The organism is Pseudomonas mandelii (assembly GCF_900106065.1).
Classification (GTDB): domain Bacteria; phylum Pseudomonadota; class Gammaproteobacteria; order Pseudomonadales; family Pseudomonadaceae; genus Aquipseudomonas; species Aquipseudomonas mandelii.
In genome coordinates, this window is record NZ_LT629796.1 from 3427680 (window position 1) to 3450303 (window position 22624).

General features: G+C 59.8%; 25 protein-coding genes, 1 pseudogene and 1 riboswitch. Of the genes and pseudogenes, 12 read left to right on the plus strand and 14 right to left on the minus strand.

All coding sequences use genetic code 11. The annotated features are described in order from the left end of the window. Positions 1-7 precede the first annotated feature (7 nt). The 4 genes from BLU63_RS15765 to BLU63_RS15780 all read right to left on the minus strand — a co-directional run bounded on the left by BLU63_RS15765 (position 8) and on the right by BLU63_RS15780 (position 3313). Positions 8-949 carry a MerR family transcriptional regulator gene (locus BLU63_RS15765; protein WP_077749008.1) on the minus strand — a complete coding sequence of 314 codons (942 nt, stop codon included), beginning with the start codon at positions 947-949 and terminating at the stop codon, positions 8-10. After that, entirely contained in the window at positions 949-1911 is a 963-nt protein-coding gene (locus BLU63_RS15770) for a YbgA family protein (protein ID WP_083375760.1), read from the minus strand. Before BLU63_RS15770 ends, BLU63_RS15765 begins: the two co-directional genes overlap by 1 nt. 203 nt (positions 1912-2114) lie before the next feature. After that, entirely contained in the window at positions 2115-2330 is a 216-nt protein-coding gene (locus tag BLU63_RS15775; protein WP_010458245.1) for a TIGR02450 family Trp-rich protein, read from the minus strand. Then, complete coding sequence (locus BLU63_RS15780) at positions 2327-3313, minus strand: NAD(P)/FAD-dependent oxidoreductase (protein WP_010458243.1); 987 nt, start codon at positions 3311-3313, stop codon at positions 2327-2329. Before BLU63_RS15780 ends, BLU63_RS15775 begins: the two co-directional genes overlap by 4 nt. Before the next feature lie 196 nt (positions 3314-3509). On the opposite strand from BLU63_RS15780, the gene BLU63_RS15785 reads away from it, so the two are divergent. After that, positions 3510-4412: a TIGR01777 family oxidoreductase gene (locus tag BLU63_RS15785; protein WP_083375761.1), complete on the plus strand. Its 903-nt coding sequence runs from the start codon at positions 3510-3512 to the stop codon at positions 4410-4412. A gap of 13 nt (positions 4413-4425) precedes the next feature. Next, positions 4426-5451, plus strand: coding sequence for a ferrochelatase (gene hemH / locus BLU63_RS15790; RefSeq protein WP_083375762.1), 1026 nt, complete (start codon positions 4426-4428; stop codon positions 5449-5451). 104 nt (positions 5452-5555) lie between these two features. Here hemH and BLU63_RS15795 read toward each other — a convergent pair whose 3' ends face one another. Together BLU63_RS15795 and upp are read right to left on the minus strand one after the other, a co-directional pair. Next, positions 5556-6830 (minus strand): uracil-xanthine permease family protein, encoded by a 1275-nt coding sequence (locus tag BLU63_RS15795; protein ID WP_010458235.1) that lies wholly within the window; start codon positions 6828-6830, stop codon positions 5556-5558. A 2-nt stretch (positions 6831-6832) separates the two neighbouring features. After that, positions 6833-7471 carry a uracil phosphoribosyltransferase gene (upp, locus tag BLU63_RS15800; RefSeq protein WP_010458234.1) on the minus strand — a complete coding sequence of 213 codons (639 nt, stop codon included), beginning with the start codon at positions 7469-7471 and terminating at the stop codon, positions 6833-6835. A 164-nt stretch (positions 7472-7635) separates the two neighbouring features. Here upp and BLU63_RS15805 point away from each other — a divergent pair, with 164 nt between their 5' ends. Both BLU63_RS15805 and BLU63_RS15810 read left to right on the plus strand, forming a co-directional pair. After that, complete coding sequence (locus BLU63_RS15805; RefSeq protein ID WP_010458232.1) at positions 7636-8193, plus strand: hypoxanthine-guanine phosphoribosyltransferase; 558 nt, start codon at positions 7636-7638, stop codon at positions 8191-8193. A gap of 4 nt (positions 8194-8197) precedes the next feature. Next, on the plus strand, positions 8198-8671 hold the full coding sequence (locus tag BLU63_RS15810) for a WbuC family cupin fold metalloprotein (RefSeq protein ID WP_010458230.1): 474 nt from the start codon (positions 8198-8200) through the stop codon (positions 8669-8671). Positions 8672-8680: 9 nt separating this feature from the next. Here the strand turns inward: BLU63_RS15810 and dauA are convergent, their stop codons facing one another. Then, a complete protein-coding gene (gene dauA / locus BLU63_RS15815) occupies positions 8681-10402 on the minus strand; it encodes a C4-dicarboxylic acid transporter DauA (protein WP_010458228.1) in 1722 nt (573 codons plus the stop codon). Positions 10403-10553: 151 nt separating this feature from the next. Here dauA and BLU63_RS15820 point away from each other — a divergent pair, with 151 nt between their 5' ends. Both BLU63_RS15820 and BLU63_RS15825 read left to right on the plus strand, forming a co-directional pair. Continuing rightward, a complete protein-coding gene (locus tag BLU63_RS15820) occupies positions 10554-11039 on the plus strand; it encodes a hypothetical protein (RefSeq protein ID WP_010458225.1) in 486 nt (161 codons plus the stop codon). A 63-nt stretch (positions 11040-11102) separates the two neighbouring features. Further along, complete coding sequence (locus BLU63_RS15825) at positions 11103-11390, plus strand: PA4642 family protein (protein WP_010458223.1); 288 nt, start codon at positions 11103-11105, stop codon at positions 11388-11390. 202 nt (positions 11391-11592) lie between these two features. On the opposite strand, the gene mqo is transcribed toward BLU63_RS15825, so the two are convergent. Together mqo and BLU63_RS15835 are read right to left on the minus strand one after the other, a co-directional pair. Then, complete coding sequence (gene mqo / locus BLU63_RS15830) at positions 11593-13101, minus strand: malate dehydrogenase (quinone) (protein WP_077749003.1); 1509 nt, start codon at positions 13099-13101, stop codon at positions 11593-11595. Positions 13102-13839: 738 nt separating this feature from the next. Continuing rightward, positions 13840-14073: a hypothetical protein gene (locus tag BLU63_RS15835; RefSeq protein WP_010458219.1), complete on the minus strand. Its 234-nt coding sequence runs from the start codon at positions 14071-14073 to the stop codon at positions 13840-13842. A gap of 205 nt (positions 14074-14278) precedes the next feature. Here BLU63_RS15835 and BLU63_RS15840 point away from each other — a divergent pair, with 205 nt between their 5' ends. Further along, the gene (locus BLU63_RS15840; RefSeq protein ID WP_010458217.1) at positions 14279-14863 is read left to right on the plus strand and encodes a YajG family lipoprotein; all 585 of its coding nucleotides are present in this window, start codon (positions 14279-14281) and stop codon (positions 14861-14863) included. Between the two features lie 97 nt (positions 14864-14960). Here the strand turns inward: BLU63_RS15840 and BLU63_RS15845 are convergent, their stop codons facing one another. Further along, a complete protein-coding gene (locus BLU63_RS15845) occupies positions 14961-15167 on the minus strand; it encodes a hypothetical protein (protein WP_010458215.1) in 207 nt (68 codons plus the stop codon). A gap of 192 nt (positions 15168-15359) precedes the next feature. Here BLU63_RS15845 and BLU63_RS15850 point away from each other — a divergent pair, with 192 nt between their 5' ends. Beyond that, positions 15360-15638, plus strand: a complete 279-nt coding sequence (locus BLU63_RS15850; protein WP_010458213.1) for a hypothetical protein — start codon at positions 15360-15362, stop codon at positions 15636-15638. 231 nt (positions 15639-15869) lie between these two features. On the opposite strand, the gene BLU63_RS15855 is transcribed toward BLU63_RS15850, so the two are convergent. Then, positions 15870-17036: a 1-acyl-sn-glycerol-3-phosphate acyltransferase gene (locus BLU63_RS15855; RefSeq protein WP_077749002.1), complete on the minus strand. Its 1167-nt coding sequence runs from the start codon at positions 17034-17036 to the stop codon at positions 15870-15872. A 139-nt stretch (positions 17037-17175) separates the two neighbouring features. On the opposite strand from BLU63_RS15855, the gene BLU63_RS15860 reads away from it, so the two are divergent. From BLU63_RS15860 to BLU63_RS15870, 3 genes are read left to right on the plus strand one after another with little or no spacing between them, the layout of a single operon-like run. Further along, positions 17176-17358, plus strand: coding sequence for a CPXCG motif-containing cysteine-rich protein (locus tag BLU63_RS15860; RefSeq protein ID WP_010458210.1), 183 nt, complete (start codon positions 17176-17178; stop codon positions 17356-17358). Between the two features lie 8 nt (positions 17359-17366). Further along, positions 17367-17627, plus strand: coding sequence for a putative signal transducing protein (locus BLU63_RS15865; protein WP_010458208.1), 261 nt, complete (start codon positions 17367-17369; stop codon positions 17625-17627). Between the two features lie 35 nt (positions 17628-17662). Beyond that, positions 17663-18286: an SOS response-associated peptidase gene (locus tag BLU63_RS15870; protein ID WP_010458207.1), complete on the plus strand. Its 624-nt coding sequence runs from the start codon at positions 17663-17665 to the stop codon at positions 18284-18286. Positions 18287-18427: 141 nt separating this feature from the next. Here BLU63_RS15870 and BLU63_RS33800 read toward each other — a convergent pair whose 3' ends face one another. Further along, positions 18428-19270, minus strand: coding sequence for a methyl-accepting chemotaxis protein (locus tag BLU63_RS33800; RefSeq protein WP_370654477.1), 843 nt, complete (start codon positions 19268-19270; stop codon positions 18428-18430). Positions 19271-19282: 12 nt separating this feature from the next. Beyond that, positions 19283-20686 (minus strand): annotated as a pseudogene (locus BLU63_RS33805) (HAMP domain-containing protein); the annotation flags it as partial. A gap of 156 nt (positions 20687-20842) precedes the next feature. Here BLU63_RS33805 and BLU63_RS15880 point away from each other — a divergent pair. Further along, complete coding sequence (locus tag BLU63_RS15880) at positions 20843-21661, plus strand: M48 family metallopeptidase (RefSeq protein WP_010458203.1); 819 nt, start codon at positions 20843-20845, stop codon at positions 21659-21661. A 136-nt stretch (positions 21662-21797) separates the two neighbouring features. Here BLU63_RS15880 and BLU63_RS15885 read toward each other — a convergent pair whose 3' ends face one another. After that, positions 21798-22382: a TMEM165/GDT1 family protein gene (locus BLU63_RS15885; RefSeq protein WP_010458201.1), complete on the minus strand. Its 585-nt coding sequence runs from the start codon at positions 22380-22382 to the stop codon at positions 21798-21800. 89 nt (positions 22383-22471) lie between these two features. After that, a riboswitch (yybP-ykoY riboswitch) is annotated at positions 22472-22596 on the minus strand. Between the last annotated feature and the right edge of the window lie 28 nt (positions 22597-22624).

Genomic DNA, 22624 nt, shown 5'->3' on the forward strand with positions numbered 1-22624 from the left:
GTGTCCATTAAATAAGCCCACGATTGACCAGTTCCTGGTGAGCCGATAGCGGGTCTTCAGCCAGGAACAAATCAACACTCTCGGACGTTTTTGCGGACAGCTCGGCGTGGTGGATGCATACCGTTGGTCCGGCAATCATTTTTGGGCAACTGACGCCATTCAAAAGTTTCGGCAGCTGCGAAATGTTCATGGCTTTGCTGGAATACAGCAGTACGCCGCGGGCTTGCAGGTGATCGACCGCCAGCGCGAGTTCGCCTGGCGGCAGCGGCCAGTCGAAGACTTCCACCGGGCAATCGGCGCTGCTGATCAGCCACGCGGTCAGCCACAGGCAAGGTTCCAGTGGCTGGTCCGAGTGATTGATCAATAGCAACGGCGCGGTGCGTAACTGACGGTTGTTATGGTAGATGCGTGCGCCGAATTTGCTACGCAGCCAGGAAAAGAAAAACACCCGCTCCATCTGCGCGCCGAACTGGCCCTGCCAGCGTTGCTCCAGCTCCGCCAGCAACGGCATCAGCAGTTGTTCGCACAAGGTACGAGGCGGATACAGCGCCATGGCTTGATTGACGGTGTCATCCAGCGTGCGTTCATTGAGCTGGGTCACCGCTTGCAGCAATGTCTGGCCCAGCACTTGCCAATCGTTTTCGACGGTTTCGGTAAAGGCCTGGGGCGTGTCGAGCAGCTGCTTGACCTGACTGACGGCCACGCCGCGATTGAGCCAGGTGAGGATGGTCAAAATCCGTTGCACGTGTTCGGCAGAGAACAGGCGATGCCCCTTGGGCGTGCGCTGGGGCACGATCAGCCCGTAGCGTCGCTCCCAGGCACGCAGGGTCACGGCGTTCACGCCGGTCTGGCGCGCCACTTCGCGAATCGGCAACCAGCCTTCGTCCAGGGCTTTCTTGAAGTCGGCGCCAAGGTCTTCGCTGGCGCTGGTGTCGATTGGGCTTTTCATTAGATGGCGTTTCGCAGGCTGAGGTTTTCCGGGTGCGGCTGAAGGTAAACCTGCTGCGCGATATACGGATCCGGGTGTTGACGGAAATAGTGTTTGAGCAGCGTCAGAGGAACCACCAACGGCACGATGCCGTGCCGGTACTGGCCGATGACGTGCTGCATTTCCTGCTTGTCTTCAGGGCTGATGAATTGCTTGAGATAACCGCTGATGTGCTGCAGGACATTGGTGTGGGTGCGCCGCGTCGCGCATTTTTTCAATGCCGCCATCAGTTCGCTGAAATAGCGCGGGCCGAGTTCCGCAGGATCGGTCTGGCCCATGTTGCCCAGCAGGTTGCCCAGGGTTTTGTATTGCACCGGGTTATGGGCCATCAGCAAGTATTTGTAGCGCGAGTGAAATTCTATGAGGCCGCGTCGTGTCACTCCTTCTCGCAATAGCTGCTGCCAGGCGCTGTAGGCGAACACGCGGGTCAGGAAGTTTTCGCGCAATACCGGGTCGTTGAGGCGGCCATCTTCTTCCACCGGTAAGTCGGGGTGCAGGGCGCAGAACGCCTGGGCGTAGATACCGCGTCCACCTCCGTCCACCGGCGACCCGTTGGCCTGGTAGACCTTGACCCGCTCGAGGCCGCAGGAAGGGGATTTCTGCATAAAGATGTAGCCGCAGATATCGTCCAGCTCCGCAGCCATTTTCTGACCGTACTCGGCGAGCGGCCGGGTGACGTTGGTCTCAGGGTTGACGGTGCCAACGGCTTCGGGATGTTCGGGGTCGCCGATCAGGCGGATCGGTTCGCGAGGGATACCCAGGCCAATGGCGACTTCCGGGCACACCGGTACGAACTCGAAATAGTCGGTGAGGGTTCGGCTGCACAGGCGCGATTCCTTGTGCCCACCGTTGAAACGCACCTCCGCTCCCATCAAGCAGGCGCTGATGGCGATTTTCGGTAGAGTCGCTGGCTGTACATGCATCGGAACACCTCGAATCCAGACCTGTACAGAGCGGTAACTCTGTACAACTTTGTCTTCATCATAGATTCAAAGGTGTACAAGTCAAATTATTTGTATAGGTTTTCGGGAGGGGAGTGCATTCCCTTGTGGGAGAGGGCTTGCTCGCGATAGCGGTGGATCAGGCGACACATGGGTAGCTGACACACCGCATCCGCGGGCAGGATCTATTTCCAGCCGAGTATCCAGTCGTCGCTGGCTTTCAGCGATTGCCATGGGAGACGCTCACTGCGTTGGGTCAGCACCGCCTGCAATTCGACGTCCAGCACTGTGCCTTCCTCATCGCGGAACAGTTCGGTCACCAAAAAATGTTTCTCGCGGTTTCGCGGGTGGGCTGCTGTCCATTTCGACAGCAGCAATTTACTCGGATTGATTCTATTCACTGCAAGTGCTCGTGTAACCGTCGTGCAGCTTCCTGGCCGCTGAGCCAGGCGCCTTCGACACGCCCGGACAGGCACCAGTCGCCGCATACATACAGTCCCAGGTCGGCATCGGCCAAGGCACCCCATTCGTGACTGCTGGCGGGACGCGCGTAAAGCCAGCGGTGCGCGAGGCTAAAGGTCGGGGCGGGCATGGCGCTGTGCAACAGCTCGGCAAATGCACCGTGCAGTTGCTCGATCACCGCCTCCTTGGGCAGGTCGATATGTTGCCGGCTCCAGGCGCTCGTCGCATGCAGTACCCACGTGTCGAGGGTGTTATCGCGCCCGGGTTTGCTGCGGTTGCGCGCCAGCCAGTCGAGCGGGCTGTCCTGCACGAAGCAACCTTCCATGGGGGTATCCAGCGGCGTATCGAATGCCAGCGCCACCGCCCACGTTGGCTCCATTTTCACCCCGGCGGCGGCCCCGGCGAGTTTCGGCGCGGAGGCCAGCAGTGCCGTGGCTTGAGGCGCCGGCGTCGCGATCACCACATGACTGAACGGACCATGGGTGAAGCCTTCGGCGTCTTGCAGGTGCCAGTGTTCTTCACCGCGATAGACCTCGGTGATCCGGCAGGCGAAATGCACTTCCAGGTCGCCGAGCAGGCCGCGGGTGATGGCGCTCATGCGCGGTGTCCCGACCCAGCGTGTCTGTTCGTCCGGCGACAGGTTGAGCTGGCCGCCGTGGAAGGTGTAGAGCTGCGGCGTCCACTCGGCGACCCAGCCGTTGGATTGCCAACGCTGGACCTCGGTGACGAAGCGCCGGTCGCGGGCAGTGAAATACTGCGCGCCCATGTCCAAGGCACCCGCATCACTGCGCTTGCTCGACATGCGTCCGCCACTGCCGCGGCTTTTATCGAAAAGTTGAACACTGTGCCCGACTTCTGTCAGGGCCTGAGCGGCTGAGAGCCCGGCGATGCCGGTGCCGATGATTGCGATAGGTACAGTCATAGGGGCCTCGTTTACCTTTCTGTACAGACTACGCCGTGGTTTAAACCTGTACAATATTGTTTTTTGGTATAACTTTTAGCGTTCTCGATCTGACAGCTTGGCCTATTGTTAAACACAGACACTGCCCGATACCAAAGATCCCTGCTTATAAAAATAGACTAGTGATCAGGGTAAAACGCCACGCGAGGAAGAAGTCATGCACATATTGCTGACCGGCGGTACTGGTTTGATAGGACGTCAACTCTGCCGACACTGGTTGAGTCAGGGACATCGCCTGACAGTCTTGAGCCGCACGCCGGAAAAAGTCGCGAAAATCTGCGGTGCCCAGGTTCGCGGCGTCGCGTTGTTCGAAGACCTCGGGCAAGAACCGGTGGACGCAATTATCAATTTGGCGGGCGCGCCCATTGCCGATCGGCCATGGACGTCCAGGCGCAAAGCCTTGCTCTGGGCGAGTCGCATCACCCTGACCGAAACCTTGCTGGCCTGGCTCGAGACCCGCGCGCAGAAACCGCAGGTGTTGATCTCGGGTTCTGCCATCGGCTGGTACGGCGACAGTGGCGAGCGCGAACTGACCGAAGCGTCTCCGCCGTCCATCGATGATTTCGCCAGTCAGTTGTGCATTGCCTGGGAAGAAACCGCCCAGCGCGCCGAGGCCATGGGTATTCGGGTGATCCTGATTCGAACCGGTTTGGTGCTGTCTGCCGAGGGCGGCTTTTTGTCGCGGCTGTTGCTGCCGTTCAAACTGGGGCTGGGCGGGCCTTTGGGCAGTGGTCGGCAGTGGATGCCCTGGATTCATATCAACGATCAAATCGCCCTGATTGATTTTCTTCTGCATCGCATTGACGCGAGCGGTCCATATAATGCCTGCGCGCCAAAACCGGTGCGCAACCGCGAGTTCGCCAAAACATTGGGCGCCGTGCTGCACCGACCGGCGTTCATGCCGATGCCGGCCTTGGCCTTGAAAGTTTGCCTGGGTGAGTTGTCACTGCTGTTGCTGGGCGGCCAGAAGGCCGTACCGGCGCGCTTGCTGGAAGCGGGTTTCACGTTCCAGTTCACCGATTTGCGCGCGGCCCTGGACGACCTGTCCAGCCGCCTTTGAAATAGGACGTTGCATGACCGATCACGCATTGCTTCTGGTTAACCTGGGTTCACCTGCCTCTACATCGGTGGCGGATGTGCGCAGTTACCTCAATCAATTTCTGATGGACCCCTACGTGATCGACCTGCCATGGCCGGTGCGACGCTTGCTGGTGTCGCTGATCCTGATCAAGCGTCCGGAGCAGTCCGCCCACGCCTACGCGTCGATCTGGTGGGAGGAGGGCTCGCCGCTGGTGGTGCTCAGCCGTCGCCTGCGCGAGGCCATGGTTGCGCAATGGCACCATGGGCCGGTTGAGCTGGCGATGCGCTACGGCGAGCCGTCGATTGAGACGAAACTGGTTGAGCTGGCGGCTCAGGGCCACAAAAAAATCACCCTCGCACCGCTTTATCCACAATTCGCCGACAGCACCGTGACCACGGTGATTGAAGAAGCCAAGCGGGTGGTGCGTGAGAAGCGGCTCGATGTGCAGTTTTCGATTCTCCAGCCGTTCTACGATCAGCCGGAATACCTCGACGCATTGGTCGCCAGCGCGAAACCTTATTTGCAGCAGGATTACGATCACCTGTTGCTGAGCTTCCATGGTTTGCCGGAGCGGCACCTGAAGAAGATCGACCCTACCGGTCACCATTGCTTCCAAAGCGATAATTGCTGCCAGAACGCTTCGCCAGAAGTATTGGCGACCTGCTACCGCGCCCAATGCCTGCGCACGGCGTCGGAGTTTGCCAAGCGCATGGGGCTGGCGGATGGCAAGTGGTCGGTGTCGTTCCAGTCGCGTTTGGGCCGGGCGAAATGGATCGAACCCTACACCGAAGCGCGCCTCGATGAGCTGGCGGGAATGGGCGTGAAGAAGGTGCTAGTGATGTGCCCGGCGTTCGTTGCTGATTGCATCGAGACGCTTGAGGAAATCGGTGATCGCGGGAAGGAATTGTTCCGCGAGGCGGGGGGCGAGGAATTGGTGCTGGTACCTTGCCTCAACGATGATCCGCAGTGGGCGCGGGCGTTGAGTGCCTTGTGTGACAGGGCGCCGTTGGCGCTTTAAAAGCTTCGCGGGCAAGCCTCGCTCCTACAGAATTGCGTCGTTGTGTCGAGCGACACACAACTTGTAGGAGCGAGGCTTGCCCGCGAAGGCATTCTCAAGGCTGACTACAACAACGGCTCATCCGCCTTCTTGTGCTTCCAGCTGTCATTGCCCGGCAGCAACAGATTCAGCCCGATCGCCACCACCGCGCACAACGCAATGCCTTTGAGGCCGAAGTCATCGGGGCCGGTGCCAGTGCCGACCAGCACACCGCCAATCCCGAACACCAACGTCACCGACACAATCACCAGATTGCGCGCTTCACCCAGGTCGATCTTGTGGCGAATCAGCGTGTTCATCCCCACCGCAGCGATCGAGCCAAACAACAGGCACAGAATCCCGCCCATTACCGGCACCGGGATGCTTTGCAGCAGTGCGCCGAACTTGCCGACGAACGCCAGGCTGATGGCAAAGATCGCCGCCCAGGTCATGATTTTCGGGTTGTAGTTCTTGGTCAGCATCACCGCGCCCGTCACTTCGGCGTAGGTGGTGTTGGGCGGGCCGCCGAACAGACCGGCAGCGGTGGTGGCAATGCCATCGCCGAGCAGGGTGCGGTGCAGGCCGGGTTTCTTCAGGTAATCGCGACCGGTCACGCTGCCGACGGCAATTACCCCGCCGATATGCTCGATGGCTGGCGCCAGGGCTACCGGAACGATGAACAGAATCGCCTGCCAGTTGAACTCCGGCGCGGTGAAGTGCGGAATCGCAAACCACGGTGCGGCGGCAATCTTCGCGGTGTCGACGACGCCGAAATAGAACGCCATGGCAAAACCGACCAGCACGCCGGAAATGATCGGCACCAGGCGGAAAATGCCTTTACCGAACACGGCGACGATCAGCGTGGTGAGCAGCGCCGGCATCGAGATCAGCATGGCAGTCTGATAGGGAATCAGCTCGGTGCCGTCGCCAGCCTTGCCCATCGCCATGTTGGCGGCAATCGGCGCCATGGCCAGGCCGATCGAGATGATCACCGGACCAATCACTACCGGTGGCAGCAGACGGTCGATGAAACCGGTGCCTTTGATCTTCACCGCAAGGCCGAGAAAGGTGTAGACGAAACCCGCCGCCATCACGCCGCCCATGGTCGCCGCGAGGCCGAACTGGCCCTTGGCGAGAATGATCGGGGTGATGAAGGCGAAGCTCGATGCGAGGAATACCGGCACCTGGCGCCCGGTGACGATCTGGAACAGAATCGTCCCCAGGCCTGCGGTAAACAGCGCCACGTTAGGGTCAAGGCCGGTAATCAGCGGCATCAACACCAGGGCGCCGAAGGCCACGAACAGCATCTGTGCGCCAGACAGAACCGTGCGCCAGAGCGGATCGTTGAACTCTTGCTGCATGCTCAAGCGTCCTTCTGCTTGGTACCGAAGATCTTGTCACCGGCATCGCCCAAGCCTGGGATGATGTAACCGTGTTCGTTGAGTTTTTCATCAATGGAGGCGGTGTAGATCATCACGTCCGGGTGCGCTTTGCCTACAGCGGCGATGCCTTCCGGCGCGGCAACCAGCACCATGGCGCGGATGTCGCGGCAACCGGCCTTTTTCAGCAGGTCGATGGTGGCGACCATGGAGCTGCCGGTGGCGAGCATCGGGTCGATGATCATTGCCAGGCGCTCGTTGATTTCCGGAACCAGTTTTTCCAGGTAGGTGTGGGCCTGCAGGGTTTGTTCGTTGCGGGCCACGCCGACGGCGCTGACCTTGGCACCCGGGATCAGGCTCAGCACGCCTTCGAGCATGCCGATGCCGGCGCGCAGGATTGGCACTACGGTGATTTTCTTGCCGGCGATTTTCTCCACCGACACGGTGCCGCACCAACCTTCGATGTCGTAGGTTTCCAGCGGCAGGTCTTTGGTGGCTTCATAGGTCAGCAGGGCACCGACTTCCTGAGCGAGCTCACGGAAATTCTTCGTGCTAATGTCGGCGCGGCGCATGAGGCCGAGTTTATGACGGATCAGCGGATGGCGGATCTCGAGGATGGGCATGGGAAAGGCTCCGGCGGCGGGCAAAAAAACCGGCCTAGATTAATCTATCCGAGGGTGTTGTCCTATAGACATACAGTACGTTAGTCCACAAACGCTTGATCTGGCCGTGCGGGATGCGTACCTTTGCCCGCTTTTCCCGAATCCGTCCCCCCCTGGAGAGCGCCATGTCCGCTGATCTCGAGCATATCCGTCAAATCATGCGAGAGGCTGACTGCCTGTACACCGAAGCTGAAGTCGAGGCGGCCATCGCCCGCGTCGGTGCACACATCAATGAACAGCTGGCTGACACTAACCCGGTGGTGTTCTGCGTGATGAACGGCGGCCTGATTTTCGCCGGCAAGCTGCTCACCCATCTGCACTTCCCGCTGGAAGCGTCCTACCTGCACGCCACCCGTTATCGCAACGAAACCAGCGGCGGCGACCTGTTCTGGAAAGCCAAGCCGGAAGTTTCGTTCCTCGACCGCGACGTGCTGATCATCGACGACATCCTCGATGAAGGTCACACCCTGGGCGCGATCATCGATTACTGCAAACACGCTGGCGCGCGCAAAGTGCACACCGCCGTGCTGATCGACAAGGACCACGACCGCAAGGCTCGCCCGGACCTGAAAGCCGATTTCGTCGGCCTGCCGTGCATCGACCGTTACATCTTCGGTTACGGCATGGACTACAAAGGTTACTGGCGTAACGCCAACGGGATTTTTGCTGTTAAAGGAATGTAAGAACATGACCGTGCCCAGCTTTCTTGATCAAACGTTGTTCGCCGGATTGGCCGAGAAAGCGGCCGCGAGTCCTCGCGGGCGTCAGCATCACAACTTCCATCAGATGGAAGAGGCTTGCCATCGCATGGCGGTGGGGTTACAGCCAAACACGTATATCCCGCCTCACCGACACTTGGGCGACAACAAGGCAGAAACATTGCTGGTCCTCAAAGGGCGGCTCGGTTTGCTGATCTTTGATGAGTCTGGCGTGGTCGTGACGAAGCAAGTCCTCGTCGCCGGTGGTGATTGTGTCGGCGTGGACCTGCCAACAGGCGTGTTCCATGGCCTGGTCGTGCTGGAAGCCGATAGCCTGATGTTCGAATGCAAGGCCGGGCCTTATCGGCCGGTCGGTGAGGGTGAGCTGGCGCACTGGGCGCCACGTGAAGGCGAGCCGGGTGTGGCCGAGTATCAGGCGTGGATGCGCGCACAGTTTGATTGAGCCGTGCGCTCAATTTTCCTCGGCCAGCCAGCGTTCGCTTTTGCGACGGGCCTGTTCCAGGTTGTTCACGTAGGCCAGCTGACGCTGTTCCCGATGGATGCCCGCGCGCCTGAGCTTCAGGCGCACCCGTGGAGCGGTCGCCACCAGAATCAGGCCGATGCCGTCCTTGCGGTAATCCCTCAGGATATTGTCGAAGGCGGCCAGCGCCGTCATGTCCAGCATCGGCACGGCGCTCATCTCGACGATCACCACTTTGACCTCCGGGTTGAATTTACGTAGCACCCCCAGCGCTTTTTCAGCTGCGCCGAAGAACAGCGGCCCGCGTATCGCGTAGCAGCGAACGTGCTCCGGCATGTCCTGCAAGGCTTGATGGAAGCCGCGAGGCAGTTCGGCGGTGTCGGTGAGATCGCTCATGCGCTTGATAAATAACCCGGCGGCCAGCAGCAGGCCGACGGCGACGGCCATCACCATGTCGAACAACACTGTCAGGCTCAGGCAGGTCAGCAAGACCAGCACATCGCTGCGAGGCGCGATACGCAAGGTATGGAGCACGTGTCGGGCCTCGCTCATGTTCCACGCCACCATGACCAGCAACGCGGCCAGTGCCGCCATCGGCAAGTAGCTGAAAAGCGGTGCCAGGACGAGAATTGCCATCAGCACCACGGCGCTATGAATAATGGCGGCCAGTGGCGAAAAGGCGCCGCTGCGCACGTTGGTGGCACTTCGGGCAATGGCCGCCGTGGCGGTAATGCCACCGAACAACGGTGCGATCAGGTTGCCCAGGCCCTGGCCCAGCAGTTCTGCGTTGGGGTCGTGTTTGCTGCCGGTCATGCCATCCGCCACCACCGCACACAACAAGGATTCGATGGCGCCGAGCATGGCAATGGCGAACGCGGGCGCCAGTAACTGACGGATCAAATCGTAAGACAGGTGCAGCGGCTGGCCGTCGGGGCCGGGTAGATTCCAAGGCCAATCGAAGCTTGGCAGGAACGGCGGAATGCCGGGATGGCTGACGCCGTCGACCATATAGCTGAATCGCTCACCCAATGTCGCCACCGCCAGCCCGCCGTGCTCCAGCGCCACCCCCAGGAGCGCGCCGATTGTCAGCGCCACCAGATGCCCCGGAATCCTCGGCACCCACCGTGGCCAGACAATCAGAACGGCCAGGCATGTGAGGCCGATGATCCCGTCCCCTAGTCGGGCGCTGGGCAACGCCAGAATCAATACGCCCAGTTGTTCGATGTAGTGTTCTGCCTGGCCGGCGGTGGTCAGGCCCAGCAAATCCTTCAATTGCAGGGTGGCAATGACAATGCCGATCCCGGCGGTAAAGCCCAGGGTGACCGGGTACGGAATGTACTGAATCAACCGCCCGGCTCGAATCAGCCCCAAGGCAATGAGAATGACGCCGGCAAGCATGGTGCAAAGCAGCAGGCCGCCCAGGCCATATTGTTGGGTGATGGGCAACAGAATGACCACGAACGCGGCGGTCGGCCCACTGACATTGAAACGTGAACCTCCCGTCAGGGCGATCAGGGGCGCAGCGATCAGTACCGTATACAACCCTTGCTGGGGCGGTACACCTACGGCAATCGCCAGGGCCATGGCCAACGGGATGGCGATAATCCCTACCGTCACCCCGGCACTGATGTCGCCGCGTAAGCGCCTGAGGGTGTAGCCGGCGCGCCAGGTCTGACGCCAGGCCGCAAACAACGGGGGGACGGAGAACGTCATGCACACTCCCTAGAAGACGATGCACTGTTGAACGACGGCTGAAAGCTCGTCCAGCATGGCCAGCCTCGTACTGCGAAGTATTGACCTATATCGCCAATTCGCGCGGTTGATCCTCATGCTAGAGTGCTTGGCCTCGTCTTCGGAGCCCGTCATGAGCCTTTTGATCCGCAGCTGCGCCGTCCTGTTGCTGACCCTCAGCCTGCCTCTGGCGGCCGCCCCGGCGCCGATGCACGCGCAGTTTCTGCCACCTGATGACCTGACCCTGCGTGACGCGGAGCCCGAGCAGCAACAGTTGTTGCAGGTCACCGAATATTCGGTGGTGGTTGGCAGCCAGCGTCAGTCCAATCAACAACCGATTCCGGTCACGTCTCCGATGATGATCCGCCTCAAGGGCAAATCCTTGAACAAGGGCGCGACCATCAACCAGGTGCTGGTCAATTTCGACGGCGAAAGCAAAAGCCTGAAAAAGCCGATCTATGACGAAAAAAGCAAAACCCTGACGCTGTTTTACCCGATGGCGCAGTACCGGGTGGTGATCGATTTGTTGCGCAATGGCACGGTCTATTGCCAGTTCCTCAGCTACGCCAACGGCCATGTCTGGGCCGATCTGCACACGGGCGCTGTTCGTCCGCGTTGAGCCTTGTGCCCGGGCAGGGGTAAACTGCCCGCCCCGTGAAATGTCTGCGAGCTGGAGTCGGCAATGCGTAAAGATAAGAAACAAGTGATTGGTGACGAGATCGGCGATGAGCAGATCAAGTTGTTTCTCGATTTCGAACCGGTCGACGCCACTTCGCCGTCCCTGCATAAGCTGATCAAGGCCTACCGTGGCCTGCGCATCGATGACTTCGAGCGTTTTCTGACATTCTTCGTCGCAGCCGGCCTGGACCTGGATGGCAAGGATGAGCACGGCAATGACTTCGTCGCCCTGATCAAGGATCAGCGCAATGCCGCCGAGTACATCGAGTTGATTGCCAAGGCGCGCGGCTGATCCCGGACACACCGGAATATGTGGCGAGGGAGCTTGCTCCCGCTTGAGTGCGCAGCGCTCACAAAATCTATGCCGTTCGCAGAGCTTTGGGGCCGCTTCGCAGCCCAGCGGGAGCAAGCTCCCTCGCCACAAAGATAATTTCAGCGTCCTAAAAAAAACGCCCCGCTCTCACTGAGAACGGGGCGTTTTTCATGCGGCCGAATCAAGCGTAGCTTTCGGTCTCGTTACTGGCTTCAACCAGTTCCAGGGCGACGTTGTTGTGCGCATTGATCTTGCGATACAGCGCAGCGTCGGTTTCCAGAACTTTTTCCCGGGCCGGGAAGATTTCCGCCAGTTTGGCAGCCCATTCGCCGGATGCCTTGTTCGGGAAGCATTTTTCAATCAGCTCAAGCATGATCGAAACAGTCACCGAAGCGCCTGGGGAGGCGCCGAGCAGGGCGGCAAGGGAACCGTCCTTGGCCGCGACCAGTTCGGTACCGAACTGCAGAACGCCGCCTTTTTTCGGATCCTTCTTGATGATCTGCACCCGTTGGCCGGCCACTTCCAGGCGCCAGTCTTCGGCTTTCGCCTCAGGGTAAAAGCGACGCAGGGAGTCCAGACGCTGCTCCATCGACTGCATCACTTCGCTGACCAGGTACTTGGTCAGGTCCATGTTGTTTTTCGCCACGGCCAGCATCGGGCCGATGTTGCCGGCGCGAACCGACATCGGCAGGTCCATGAAGGAGCCATGCTTGAGGAACTTGGTGGTGAAACCGGCATAAGGTCCGAACAGCAGGGACTTCTTGCCATCGACCACGCGGGTATCCAGGTGCGGCACCGACATCGGTGGAGAACCCACCGCAGCCTGGCTGTAGACCTTGGCCTGGTGATGCTTGACCACTTCCGGATTGTCGCAACGCAGCCACTGGCCACTGATCGGGAAGCCGCCGAAGCCTTTGCTTTCTTCGATGCCCGAGGCCTGCAACAGCGGCAGTGCCGCGCCGCCCGCACCGAGGAAGACGAATTTGGCGTCGACTTCACGGGTGTTGCCGCTGTTGACGTCCTTGATGCTGACGGTCCAGCCGCTGCCGTTACGCTTGAGGCCCGTCACGCGCTTGCAGTACTTGACCTGGGCATCGGGTGCGCTGGTCAGGTGCTTGAGCAATTGATTGGTCAGGGCGCCGAAGTTGACGTCGGTGCCGTTCATTACGCGGGTGGCTGCGACGACTTCGTCGGCTGGCCGGCCCGGCATCATCAACGGCATCCAGTCGGCCATGGTGGCCTTGTCTTCGGTGTATTCCATGTCCGAGAAGGCGTGGTGCTTACTCAGGGTCTTGAAGCGTTCCTTGAGGAAGGAAACGCCATCATTGCCCTGCACGAAGCTGAGGTGCGGCACCGGGCTGATGAACGTCTTGCAGGAGCCGAACGTGCCTTTTTTGGTCAGGTAGGACCAGAACTGCTTCGACACTTCAAACTGAGTGTTGATGTGCACGGCTTTCTTGATGTCGACGCTGCCGTCGGCCGCTTGCGGCGTGTAATTGAGCTCACACAGCCCGGCGTGACCGGTACCGGCGTTGTTCCATGGGTTGGAACTCTCCGCAGCACCGGAATCCATCAGCTCGACGACTTCCAGCTTGATCGCGGGGTCGAGTTCTTTGAGCAGTACGGCAAGGGTGGCACTCATGATGCCGGCCCCAACCAGTACTACGTCGACTGCTTCGTTATGCGCCATTTAACGCGTCTCCAAAATCTGCAGCACCAAATTGTCGGCATGGCTGCCAGGCGTTCCGGGGCGTGTCAGTGATGCCCAGGTACCCGTGGTCAGTGTTGCCATGTCCGAATCTTCGCAATTTTTCGCAACTTCGACGGATGCATGCGGCCGGGCCTAAAGAGTTACATGAACTCATCTCAGCGCGCGGCTGGCAATTCGACTTATGGTCGAGACATCCGTTTGTGCAACCAAATCCGTAGCGGACAGGCTTCAGGCTCCGGTGTTCGAGGAGTACTCGGTCCTGTGTCGTTGGGCTGTTTCAGACGCTAATGGTGCATGTTCAGACGCAAAACTATTCATTTGCTCGCCACACTCTTGTGAAGTTGTGAAAACCCGTTTTTTTCACGCTCTTTTGAAGACGTGAACCTCAAAAAAGGGCTGTCCCAGCCTGGCACCGTGCCCGGATGGATTGCCGTCATGGGGTACATGACAGGCAAAACGGGCAAACAGCTCAGTGACCGAGCGTAATGACAGCTCTGCAGATTCGCGAAAAGTGGGGTTTTTGCTCAAGGAACAGCAAGCGCGCCAGCTTCACTCGATCTGTGTGGGCGGCTCTCTGTGGGCGGTGCGGGGTGCCAATACCGAAGCATTGACGATGCTGCGAGGCCCGATCAGGAGACGTCCTTATAATCGGGGGGAGATTGTATCTAAGAAACGCAGGGAAATGGACGTGTTTAATGACTTTTATTAGGCGTCTGGTCAGGTGGTCAACAGATGTTGCACCCGTGCACGTGGCCGGCGCTGGCTGACACGGGCGCTCGGGGGCAGGGGATGGTGCAACCAGTTGAGGCGGATTTCTTCGATTTCGACCCAGCCATCGCCCATCGGCTGGAGGCTGCACTGCTTGAACGCCTGGCAATGGCCATTGCGGTCGAGCAGGGCAAAACTGCGGTGCAAGGGGCGTGGCGCGAACAGCGAGATGAGATAACGCATGACAAAGTACCTTGTGGGTGACCTGCCGAGAAGGTTGCCAGCAAGCCGTGACGTGAAAGTGTATGGGCGATGACAGATCTGTGACACGAGGGGGTTTCTGATGGGTTTGTAGGAAATTACTTCAATCATTGCAGCGCCCTAGTTCGCTGCAGTGGCGCACGGCTATACTGCGGGCCTGTTTGTGCCTGATTCTGGAGAGAAGAGCATGTTGCAACGCCTGTTGTTCGGTTTGATCACTGTGACCAGTTTGACCCTCGTCGGCTGCGCCCACAGCCCGCAACAACTGAACCCTGAACCCAAGCTGACAGCTCAGCTGGCGCCGGTCGGCCGCGGTCAGCCGGTGGTGGTGCGTGTGGTGGATGGTCGTCCGTCGCCAACCCTGGGCACCCGTGGTGGCTTGTACCCCGAGACCAGCGCGATCACCGTGCAGGGCGCGCAGATCCTGCCGAAGTTGCAGGCACAGGCCGAGGCGGCCGTGCGGTTGCTGGGCTTCACCCCGACCTCGAATGCGCTGAATGCCCCGCAATTGACCGTTACCCTGGCCGAGTTGAAGTATCAGTCGCCTAAAGAAGGCATGTACGTGACTGAAGCGACCATCGGCGCAACTTTCCGCTCGGATGTGCAGAACGCCAACCGTCGCTACAGCGGCCGTTACGGCGCATCCCTGGACCAGCGTTTCGGTATGGCGCCGAATCAGGAAACCAACACCAAGCTGGTCAGCGACGTGTTGAGCGATGCGTTGACGCGTCTGTTCAAGGACCCGACGATTGGTCAGATTCTCGGCGAGTAACTTTCGCGAGATTCAAAAAAGCCCGGTGCCAGTAATGGCTCCGGGCTTTTTCATGCCTGCTGATTACCGATCACCAGCAGGCGCGAGGCTGGTGGGGTCAGGCCGCTTGTGAATAGAAATCCAGCACGCTCACGCCGGTCAGCAAATCCGTTTCTGGCAAATCCGCATGCTGATGCCCGCCCAGTGCGCAATAAACCAGCCAATGGCGGTCCTGAACGTTAAAGGCGAGGCTTCCTACGAGGTTTTGTTGTTCGTCACTCTGGGCGATGAGGTAGAGGCGGTCCTGGTTTTCGGCGTGCAGCATGACGGTATCCGTGTCGGTTTCGAGGGCCGCCAGACTGGCGTATTCAGATGACGGAGCCGTGACACAGGGCAGCATTTGGTCAGATGGTTCGTTATTTGTCGGAAAGGCAGGGCAGGGGGACAGGCTTTCGGTAGAATTCGCGCCGCGGTCGTCGGTTCGGCGTCTGCCACACCTGTTTTGCCGAGGTCCGTGATGTCGTTGCATTTGATTTCGCTGTTCACCCACCATCCCGCCAAGTTGATCAACCTGCTGGCCTTGCTGTTGGCCTTCCCGGGTAGTTGGCTGCTGCATGCCACGCGTCGCCGTGAACAACGCGCCATGGCGAGCCTTGTCGCCCAACGCCAGAGCCGCCCGAACGAAGAGCCCACCCTGGATTGGGCGACATTGCGCATGAACCGGTTTTTCTACCGCTTCGGCTTCGCGTGCCTGGGGTTGGCGTTGCTGGTGTCTTGGATCAGCACCTGGTTCTGAATCTTTGACGCAGAACCTTGTGGCGAGGGAGCTTGCTCCCGCTGGACTGCGAAGCGGCCCCACAACCAGCCATCCTTGTAGCGTCAGGCAAACCGCGAGCACCGATGTTTCGACTGCTGCTGAGTCGGGCGGGAGCAAGCTCCCTCGCCACAGGTACAGAGCCTTGCCCACCTACCGCGTCGAGGCAAATAAAAACGGCGCCTCGAAGGCGCCGTTGTTGTATCCAGTCAATTACAGCGGCAAACCAGCCTTGACCCGATACTGATTACGCACCGGCGTCGCATATTGCAGCACCAGATACGGCCGATGTTCCTCAGGGCAGGCTTCCAGTCGGCGTTGCCATTCTTCCTGGGCCTTGGCCAGTTCGTCGGCCGCAAACACCTCGGCAGCTTTTGGCACCTGCAATTGCGGGTCAGCGTCTTTCCACTGCGCGTAAGCCAGGTAATGCACCGGGAATAACCGGTAGCCGCCGAGAATCTGCCGGTCTATTTCGATCGCCAATTGCTTGGTGTCGTCGAACAGTTCGGTGATCGGCGCGGCGAAGTTCACGTGCACCCGGCCCTTGTAGCCGGTGATGCCCTTGGCGATGCTGACGTCGTCCTCGCCCGGGACTTTGGTGTAGCTGCCGGTGGTGGCGCGGATGAACAACTCGCGGGCCTTGGCCTGGTCGCACGGGTCGTATTCGTAGCTGATCGACACCGGGCTGACGTTGAGCGAGCGGATGACTTCGCCGAACGGCTCGTCCTTGCGGCTCATGTGGAACATCTTCAAGATCGCCGACTCGGTGCGGTCATCACCGTCCTTGGCCCGGCCCTCGGCCTGGGCGATCCAGATGGAGGCGCAATCGTTGCGGATCGAGTGGTTGATGTAGGCGGACAGCAGCTGATACGCCGCCATCTTCTCGCGACGCCCGGTGATCGAACGGTGCACGATGAAGCTCTTGTTCAGGCGCATCAAATCGCTGACAAAGGGCTTTTGCAGCAAGTTGTCGCCGATCGCGATGCGCGGTGTCGGCAGGCCGGCGTGGTACACGGCGTAGTTGACGAAGGCCGGGTCCATCACGATGTCACGGTGGTTGGCGATGAACAGGTAGGCGCTGCCGGACTTGAACTGCTCGACGCCGGTGTACGTCACACCGTCCGTGGCTCGTTCGATGGTGTGGTCGACATACATCTCGACTTTATCCTGCAACGTCGCCACCGAGGTGACGCTGGCGAACTCACGGCGCAGCCGATGAGCTATAAGAGGTTTGAGCGCCCAGCCAAAGGCACCGGCAAAACGCGGGAAGCGGAAATGGATGAGGATATCTAGAAACGCCTTGTCGCCGAGCAGTCGGTCCAGCACCGCAGGGACTTCGCTGTCATTGTAAGGTCGGATGGCATCGAATTCGCCCATCATGCTCTCTTGTTAGAAACGGCTAGGGTAAGTAAAGGTTTTGATCGAAAACCAACGGGGCACGGTCTGAAAAGTTAGCCAGACAAAAATAGCCCTGCAAATAGACCGGCGATTATACGCACAAGTCACTTGGGAGACCGCGATGCTGGAACCTGCGTTGTACGAATGTCCGTATTGTGGTGAAGAGGTCGAGACGACGGTGGACCTGTCCGGTGGCGATCAGACCTATATCGAGGACTGTCAGGTGTGCTGTCGGCCGATAACGTTTGTGTTGCAGGTAGACGGAGAGGAATGGCATCTCGAAGTGTTCAGCGAAAACGAGTAAGGGCGTCTATGCAGCGAATCTACGAGCCGGAAAACCTGATGGAAGGTGAGTTGCTGCAAGGCATGCTGGCCAGCGAGGGCATTGAGGCGCATCTGGTGGGCCGCGATTTGATCGGCGGGACCGGTGAACTGCCGATCTACGGCCTGCTGGGTTTGTCGGTGGACAACGACCAGGCCGAATACGCCCGCGAGCTGATCACCGCGTACAATGCCGCGCTGCCACTGCCCGGTGATGAACCGGACAGCTTTCCCGGCACGCTGGTCTGTTAGGCTGGCGTTCGTTTTATTGAGAGTCGTGTTGCCCCATGTGTGGACGTTATGCCCTGTTTCGCTGGAACCCCGCCTTCGCGGCCCTGCCTGGCTTCCCTGCCGATCAGCAGGCCCAGTGGAATATTTCCCCCAATGATTCGGTGCTGATGCTGCGTGCCGGCGCAGACGCTCAGCGTGAGTTGGCGCGGGCGCGTTGGGGGCTGACGCCGCCGTGGCTGACCGATCTTTCCCGCACCCCGGCCCATGCCCGGGCCGAAACCGTCGCTGAACAACCGATGTTTCGCCAGGCCTTGCGCGAACGCCGTTGCCTGCTGCCGGCCAACGGTTTCTACGAATGGCGTGGCACGACCCGCAAGCGCCCGTATTGGCTGACGCCGGGAGAAGGCTCGACCTTGTTTTTTGCGGCGATCTGGGAAGCGTATCCGGTGCAGGAGCAAGTGTGGCTGAGCACGGCGGTGATCACCCAGCCGGCCGCGAGTCAGCGTCGGCCGTTGATTCTGGATGAGGCAGGGCAGGCGGCGTGGCTTGATCCAGAGACGCCGCTGCATGTATTGCAAGGGTTGCTGGCCAGTGAACCCGCGGCGTTGCGCGAGCGGGTATTGGCAAATCTGGTGAATGATCCGAAGCTGAATGGGCCGGAGTGTCTGACCCCTGGTTAAAGGTTGCCTGTGCTGACGCCTTCGCGGGCAAGCCTCGCTCCCACAGTGGATCTCTAGTGTTCACAAATAATGTGTTCACAGAAATCCCCCTGTGGGAGCGAGCCTGCTCGCGATAAGGTCCGCAGGACCTTCCTGTAATCTTTAAACCTTGAACTGATTGATCAACCGCCGCTGCTGCTCAGCCAACTTGGTCAGATCCGCACTCGCCGCACTGGACTCATCCGCCCCGCCGGCCACTTCATTGGCCACTTGCCCGATGTTGATCACGTTACGGTTGATGTCATCCGCCACCGCGCTCTGCTCTTCGGCCGCACTGGCAATCTGGGTGTTCATGTCATTGATCACCGACACCGCCTGAGTAATGGTCTCCAGGGCCTCGGCCGCTTTCGCCGCATGTTGCACGCTTTCGTCTGTGCGGTTCTGGCTGTCCTCCATGACCCGCACTACATCGCGGGTGCCTTGTTGCAGTTGCTGGATCATGGTCTGGATTTCTTCAGTGGCTTTCTGAGTCTTCTGCGCCAGGTTGCGCACTTCATCGGCCACCACCGCAAAACCGCGGCCCTGTTCGCCCGCGCGTGCCGCTTCAATGGCGGCATTCAAGGCCAGCAGATTGGTTTGTTCAGCGATCCCGCGAATGGCGGTCAGGATCGCGTTGATGTTCTCGCTGTCCTTGGCCAGGGTTTGCACCACGCCCACAGCCTTGCCGATTTCAATTGCCAGGACGCCAATCGAATTCGACGTATCCCGGACAATTTGCATGCCCTGGGCCGCTGCCTGATCGGCATGGCTGGCGGCTTGCGCGGCCTGGGTGGCGTTGCGTGCCACGTCTTGGGCGGTGGCCGTCATTTCATGCACCGCCGTCGCCACTTGATCGATCTCGGCCATTTGCTTCTGCACACCGATGTTGGTGCGGATGGCAATGTCGGCGGTGTGTTCCGATGAATCGCTGACGCTCTGCACCGAGGTCACGACCTGGGTGATCATCGCCTGTAGCTTGGCGAGGAACGTGTTGAAGCCTTTGGCAATCGAGCCCAGTTCGTCGGCGCGGTCGCTGGTCAGGCGGCGCGTCAGGTCGCCTTCGCCTTTGGCGATATCGTCGAGCATCGCCACCATTTGCTTGAGCGGACGGGCGATGCCGTGGCCCACCAGCCAGATCACCAACAGACCGATACCGGCGATCAACAAACCGACCATGGCCATGCCGAAGGTGTCGGATTTGCGCTGAGCGTCCAGGTCGCCCTGGAGTTTTTGCAGGTCAGCCATCACGGCGTTCAGCGGCAATTGCAGCATCAAGGTCCAGCGCGCATCGGTCTGGCCGATGCCGAAGGGCAGGTACAACTCGATCCGGCCCTGGGCCTTGTCGACGGTGTAAGTCACTTCGCCGCCCTTGAGGTGGGCCATGTTGGCGATCTGCTTGCTGTCGAGAATGTCGCTGACCTTTTCGCCGAATTTGCTCGGGTCCTTGGTGTAGGCAACGATCCGGCCATTACCGCCGATCAGCGCCATTTCCCCTGCGCCGCTGTACAGTTTCTGATTCGCCCCCAGCAACATTTCCTGGATGAAGTTCACCGACAGGTCGGCACCGACGATGCCCTGGAAGGCGCCGTTGAGCATGATCGGTTCAATAAAGGAGGCGAGCATGACGATCTTGTCCCCGACCTTGTAGGGCGCCGGATCGATCACGCAGGACTTCTTGGTTTCTTTCGAGCACAGGTAGTACTCGCTGGCACGCACGCCGGTGGACAGGGTTTTCTGGTCATCGACGTCCACCAGTTTGTCCAGGCCCAGGGTGCCGTCCTCGTTGCGAAACCACCACGGCAGGAAGCGCCCGTTGCTGGCGTCGATGCCGACCACCTTGGTGTCGACGTAGGCCGCATCGTTGTGATCGAGCGCGTCTTTTTCCCAACCTATATAGGTGCCGAGAATTTTCGGGTTCTTGGCCACGTTTTCCTTGATCAGGCTGATCAACTGCTCCCGGCTCAGACTCAATGTCGGCTGGCCATCGGCCCCCGGCGTACCGATCAGCGCGTTGACCCGCACCAGGCCGCCAGCGATCAGCAGCGGCGCTTCGAGTTCGCGCTGGATCTGGCTGACCTGGGTTTGCGCCAGAGAGGTCAGGCGCTGCTCGATGACTTGCTCGAATTGCGCCTGGGTCCGCTCCTGGACCATGTCTTGCGTCCGGGCGCCGGAAAACAGTGCGTACAGCACCAGCGCGGCGACTACGCTAAGGACGATGGCGCCGGCGAGGGCGGCCACGGAAAACTGGATCGACTTGAATTTCATGGGTGCTCCGCACGCAAGAGGACGTCTGCGGTGGTGTATCGGCAGGGAGCTGGAGGGCCATGAGCGAGGCAGCGCGAAATGGCTGTTTTGGAGTGGTTGATGTCGTAAATGAATCATTGCCGGGCGTTGGCGACCGTGGCGAGCGCCGTTATGTGAATTTTTTCCTACGGCAATGAGAGCTTTATCTGAAATGAGCGTCTACACGTCAGTTGTATCTGGTGCGGATACAGTTACCCGCCTAGGATACCCGGCATGTTTTCAGGGAGTTTTTTGATGAACAAGACATTGGTTGTGTGTGCGCTGAGCGCAGGTTTGTTGCTTGCCGGTTGTCAGTCGGTCAATACCACCAGCGGTGGGGCTGTTGGCGTAGAGCGTAAGCAGTACATGTTCAGCATGTTGTCCACCGACGAAGTCAACCAGATGTACGCGCAGTCTTATCAGAAGACTGTCGGAGAGGCGAGCACCAAGGGTGTGCTGGACAAGACCAGTAACGACGCCAAGCGCGTCCAGCTGATTGCCGATCGGCTGATTGCCCAGGCGCCGGTGTTTCGTCCAGATTCGGCCCAGTGGAAATGGGAAGTCAACCTGATCAAGAGCGACGAGCTCAATGCCAACTGCGGGCCTGGCGGCAAGATCTTTTTCTACACGGGGCTGATCGACAAACTGCAACTCACCGACGATGAAATCGCCGCGATCATGGGCCATGAAATCGCCCATGCCCTGCGCGAGCATGGTCGTGAAGCGATGTCCAAGGCATACGGCGTCGAAATGGCCAAGCAAGGCGCAGGTGCGTTGCTCGGTCTGGGTCAGGACAGCCTGGCCCTGGCGGACACCGTGGCGAAATACGGCATGACCTTGCCCAACAGCCGTGGCAATGAAAACGAGGCGGACCTGATCGGCCTCGAGCTGGCGGCCCGCGCCGGTTACAACCCGAATGCGGCGATCACGTTGTGGAACAAAATGAGCAAAGCCTCGGAAGGCGCCCCACCTGAGTTCTTGAGTACGCACCCGGCTTCGTCCAGCCGGATTGCTTCGTTGCAGGCGGCGATTCCGAAGGTGATGCCGTTGTACGAGAAAGCGCCGAAATCCTGATGGTCAGGCGGTGATGCCGTTGACGCCTTCGCGGGCTAGCCTCGCTCCTACAGGTTTTCGGTCGATTACGACACAGAATCTGTAGGCGCGAGACTTGCCCGCGAGGAACGATAACGCGGTCTATCAACCTACGGCGTCAAACCCACCCGCTGCTCTGCATCGCCTTGTACACCGCCACAATCGCCAGGACAAAGAACGCCGACGCCGCCAGGCGACGGATCAGGGTGAGCGGCAATTTATCCGCCGCAAAGTTACCCGCCAATACCACCGGCACGTTGGCAATCAACATCCCGGCGGTGGTGCCGATGATCACCAGCCACAAATCCGGGTATTGCGCGGCGAGCATCACCGTGGCGACCTGGGTTTTGTCGCCCATTTCTGCCAGGAAAAACGCGATCAGCGTGGTCAGGAACGGCCCGAACTTGCGGGCGGTGCTGGCTTCATCGTCGTCCATCTTGTCCGGCACCAGGGTCCACAGTGCGGTCGCGGCGAAGCTCGCCGCCAGGATCCAGTGCAACACCGCATTCGAGAAGAAACTGCCGAACCAGGCACCGACCGCACCGGCCGCCGCATGGTTGGCCAGGGTCGCGGCGACGATGCCGGCGATGATCGGCCAGGGTTTGCGAAAGCGGGCAGCGAGAATGAGCGCGAGCAGTTGCGTCTTGTCGCCGATTTCGGCCAAGGCAACGATTGCGGTGGGAACGAGCAGAGAGTCCAGCATCAGGGATTTTCCTAAGGGGCGGGTCGACACGGCTATGACACGTACAGCCTTCCCGCCCCGGGTAAGGTGTTCGTGTCATAGGTCTTGTCAAACCCTGCGATCCGTCTGATGCGGACGCTTGGGTCGCATACGCCATGGTCTGTTGACCAAGTATGTTGACGTATGCCGGACGAGCATGGCGCTCGTGGGAGACTACTCCCCTAGGACGGAGCGGATTCTGCCTAGGCAAAACCCGTTAGGCA

Coding starts and splice junctions, on each gene's coding strand:
- BLU63_RS15765 (WP_077749008.1), bottom strand. CDS start 949: ATGAAAAGCCCAATCGACACCAGCGCCAGCGAAGACCTTGGCGCCGAC.
- BLU63_RS15770 (WP_083375760.1), bottom strand. CDS start 1,911: ATGCATGTACAGCCAGCGACTCTACCGAAAATCGCCATCAGCGCCTGC.
- BLU63_RS15780 (WP_010458243.1), bottom strand. CDS start 3,313: ATGACTGTACCTATCGCAATCATCGGCACCGGCATCGCCGGGCTCTCA.
- BLU63_RS15785 (WP_083375761.1), top strand. CDS start 3,510: ATGCACATATTGCTGACCGGCGGTACTGGTTTGATAGGACGTCAACTC.
- hemH (WP_083375762.1), top strand. CDS start 4,426: ATGACCGATCACGCATTGCTTCTGGTTAACCTGGGTTCACCTGCCTCT.
- BLU63_RS15795 (WP_010458235.1), bottom strand. CDS start 6,830: ATGCAGCAAGAGTTCAACGATCCGCTCTGGCGCACGGTTCTGTCTGGC.
- upp (WP_010458234.1), bottom strand. CDS start 7,471: ATGCCCATCCTCGAGATCCGCCATCCGCTGATCCGTCATAAACTCGGC.
- BLU63_RS15805 (WP_010458232.1), top strand. CDS start 7,636: ATGTCCGCTGATCTCGAGCATATCCGTCAAATCATGCGAGAGGCTGAC.
- BLU63_RS15810 (WP_010458230.1), top strand. CDS start 8,198: ATGACCGTGCCCAGCTTTCTTGATCAAACGTTGTTCGCCGGATTGGCC.
- dauA (WP_010458228.1), bottom strand. CDS start 10,402: ATGACGTTCTCCGTCCCCCCGTTGTTTGCGGCCTGGCGTCAGACCTGG.
- BLU63_RS15820 (WP_010458225.1), top strand. CDS start 10,554: ATGAGCCTTTTGATCCGCAGCTGCGCCGTCCTGTTGCTGACCCTCAGC.
- BLU63_RS15825 (WP_010458223.1), top strand. CDS start 11,103: ATGCGTAAAGATAAGAAACAAGTGATTGGTGACGAGATCGGCGATGAG.
- mqo (WP_077749003.1), bottom strand. CDS start 13,101: ATGGCGCATAACGAAGCAGTCGACGTAGTACTGGTTGGGGCCGGCATC.
- BLU63_RS15835 (WP_010458219.1), bottom strand. CDS start 14,073: ATGCGTTATCTCATCTCGCTGTTCGCGCCACGCCCCTTGCACCGCAGT.
- BLU63_RS15840 (WP_010458217.1), top strand. CDS start 14,279: ATGTTGCAACGCCTGTTGTTCGGTTTGATCACTGTGACCAGTTTGACC.
- BLU63_RS15845 (WP_010458215.1), bottom strand. CDS start 15,167: ATGCTGCACGCCGAAAACCAGGACCGCCTCTACCTCATCGCCCAGAGT.
- BLU63_RS15850 (WP_010458213.1), top strand. CDS start 15,360: ATGTCGTTGCATTTGATTTCGCTGTTCACCCACCATCCCGCCAAGTTG.
- BLU63_RS15855 (WP_077749002.1), bottom strand. CDS start 17,036: ATGATGGGCGAATTCGATGCCATCCGACCTTACAATGACAGCGAAGTC.
- BLU63_RS15860 (WP_010458210.1), top strand. CDS start 17,176: ATGCTGGAACCTGCGTTGTACGAATGTCCGTATTGTGGTGAAGAGGTC.
- BLU63_RS15865 (WP_010458208.1), top strand. CDS start 17,367: ATGCAGCGAATCTACGAGCCGGAAAACCTGATGGAAGGTGAGTTGCTG.
- BLU63_RS15870 (WP_010458207.1), top strand. CDS start 17,663: ATGTGTGGACGTTATGCCCTGTTTCGCTGGAACCCCGCCTTCGCGGCC.
- BLU63_RS33800 (WP_370654477.1), bottom strand. CDS start 19,270: ATGATCACCCAGGTCGTGACCTCGGTGCAGAGCGTCAGCGATTCATCG.
- BLU63_RS15880 (WP_010458203.1), top strand. CDS start 20,843: ATGAACAAGACATTGGTTGTGTGTGCGCTGAGCGCAGGTTTGTTGCTT.
- BLU63_RS15885 (WP_010458201.1), bottom strand. CDS start 22,382: ATGCTGGACTCTCTGCTCGTTCCCACCGCAATCGTTGCCTTGGCCGAA.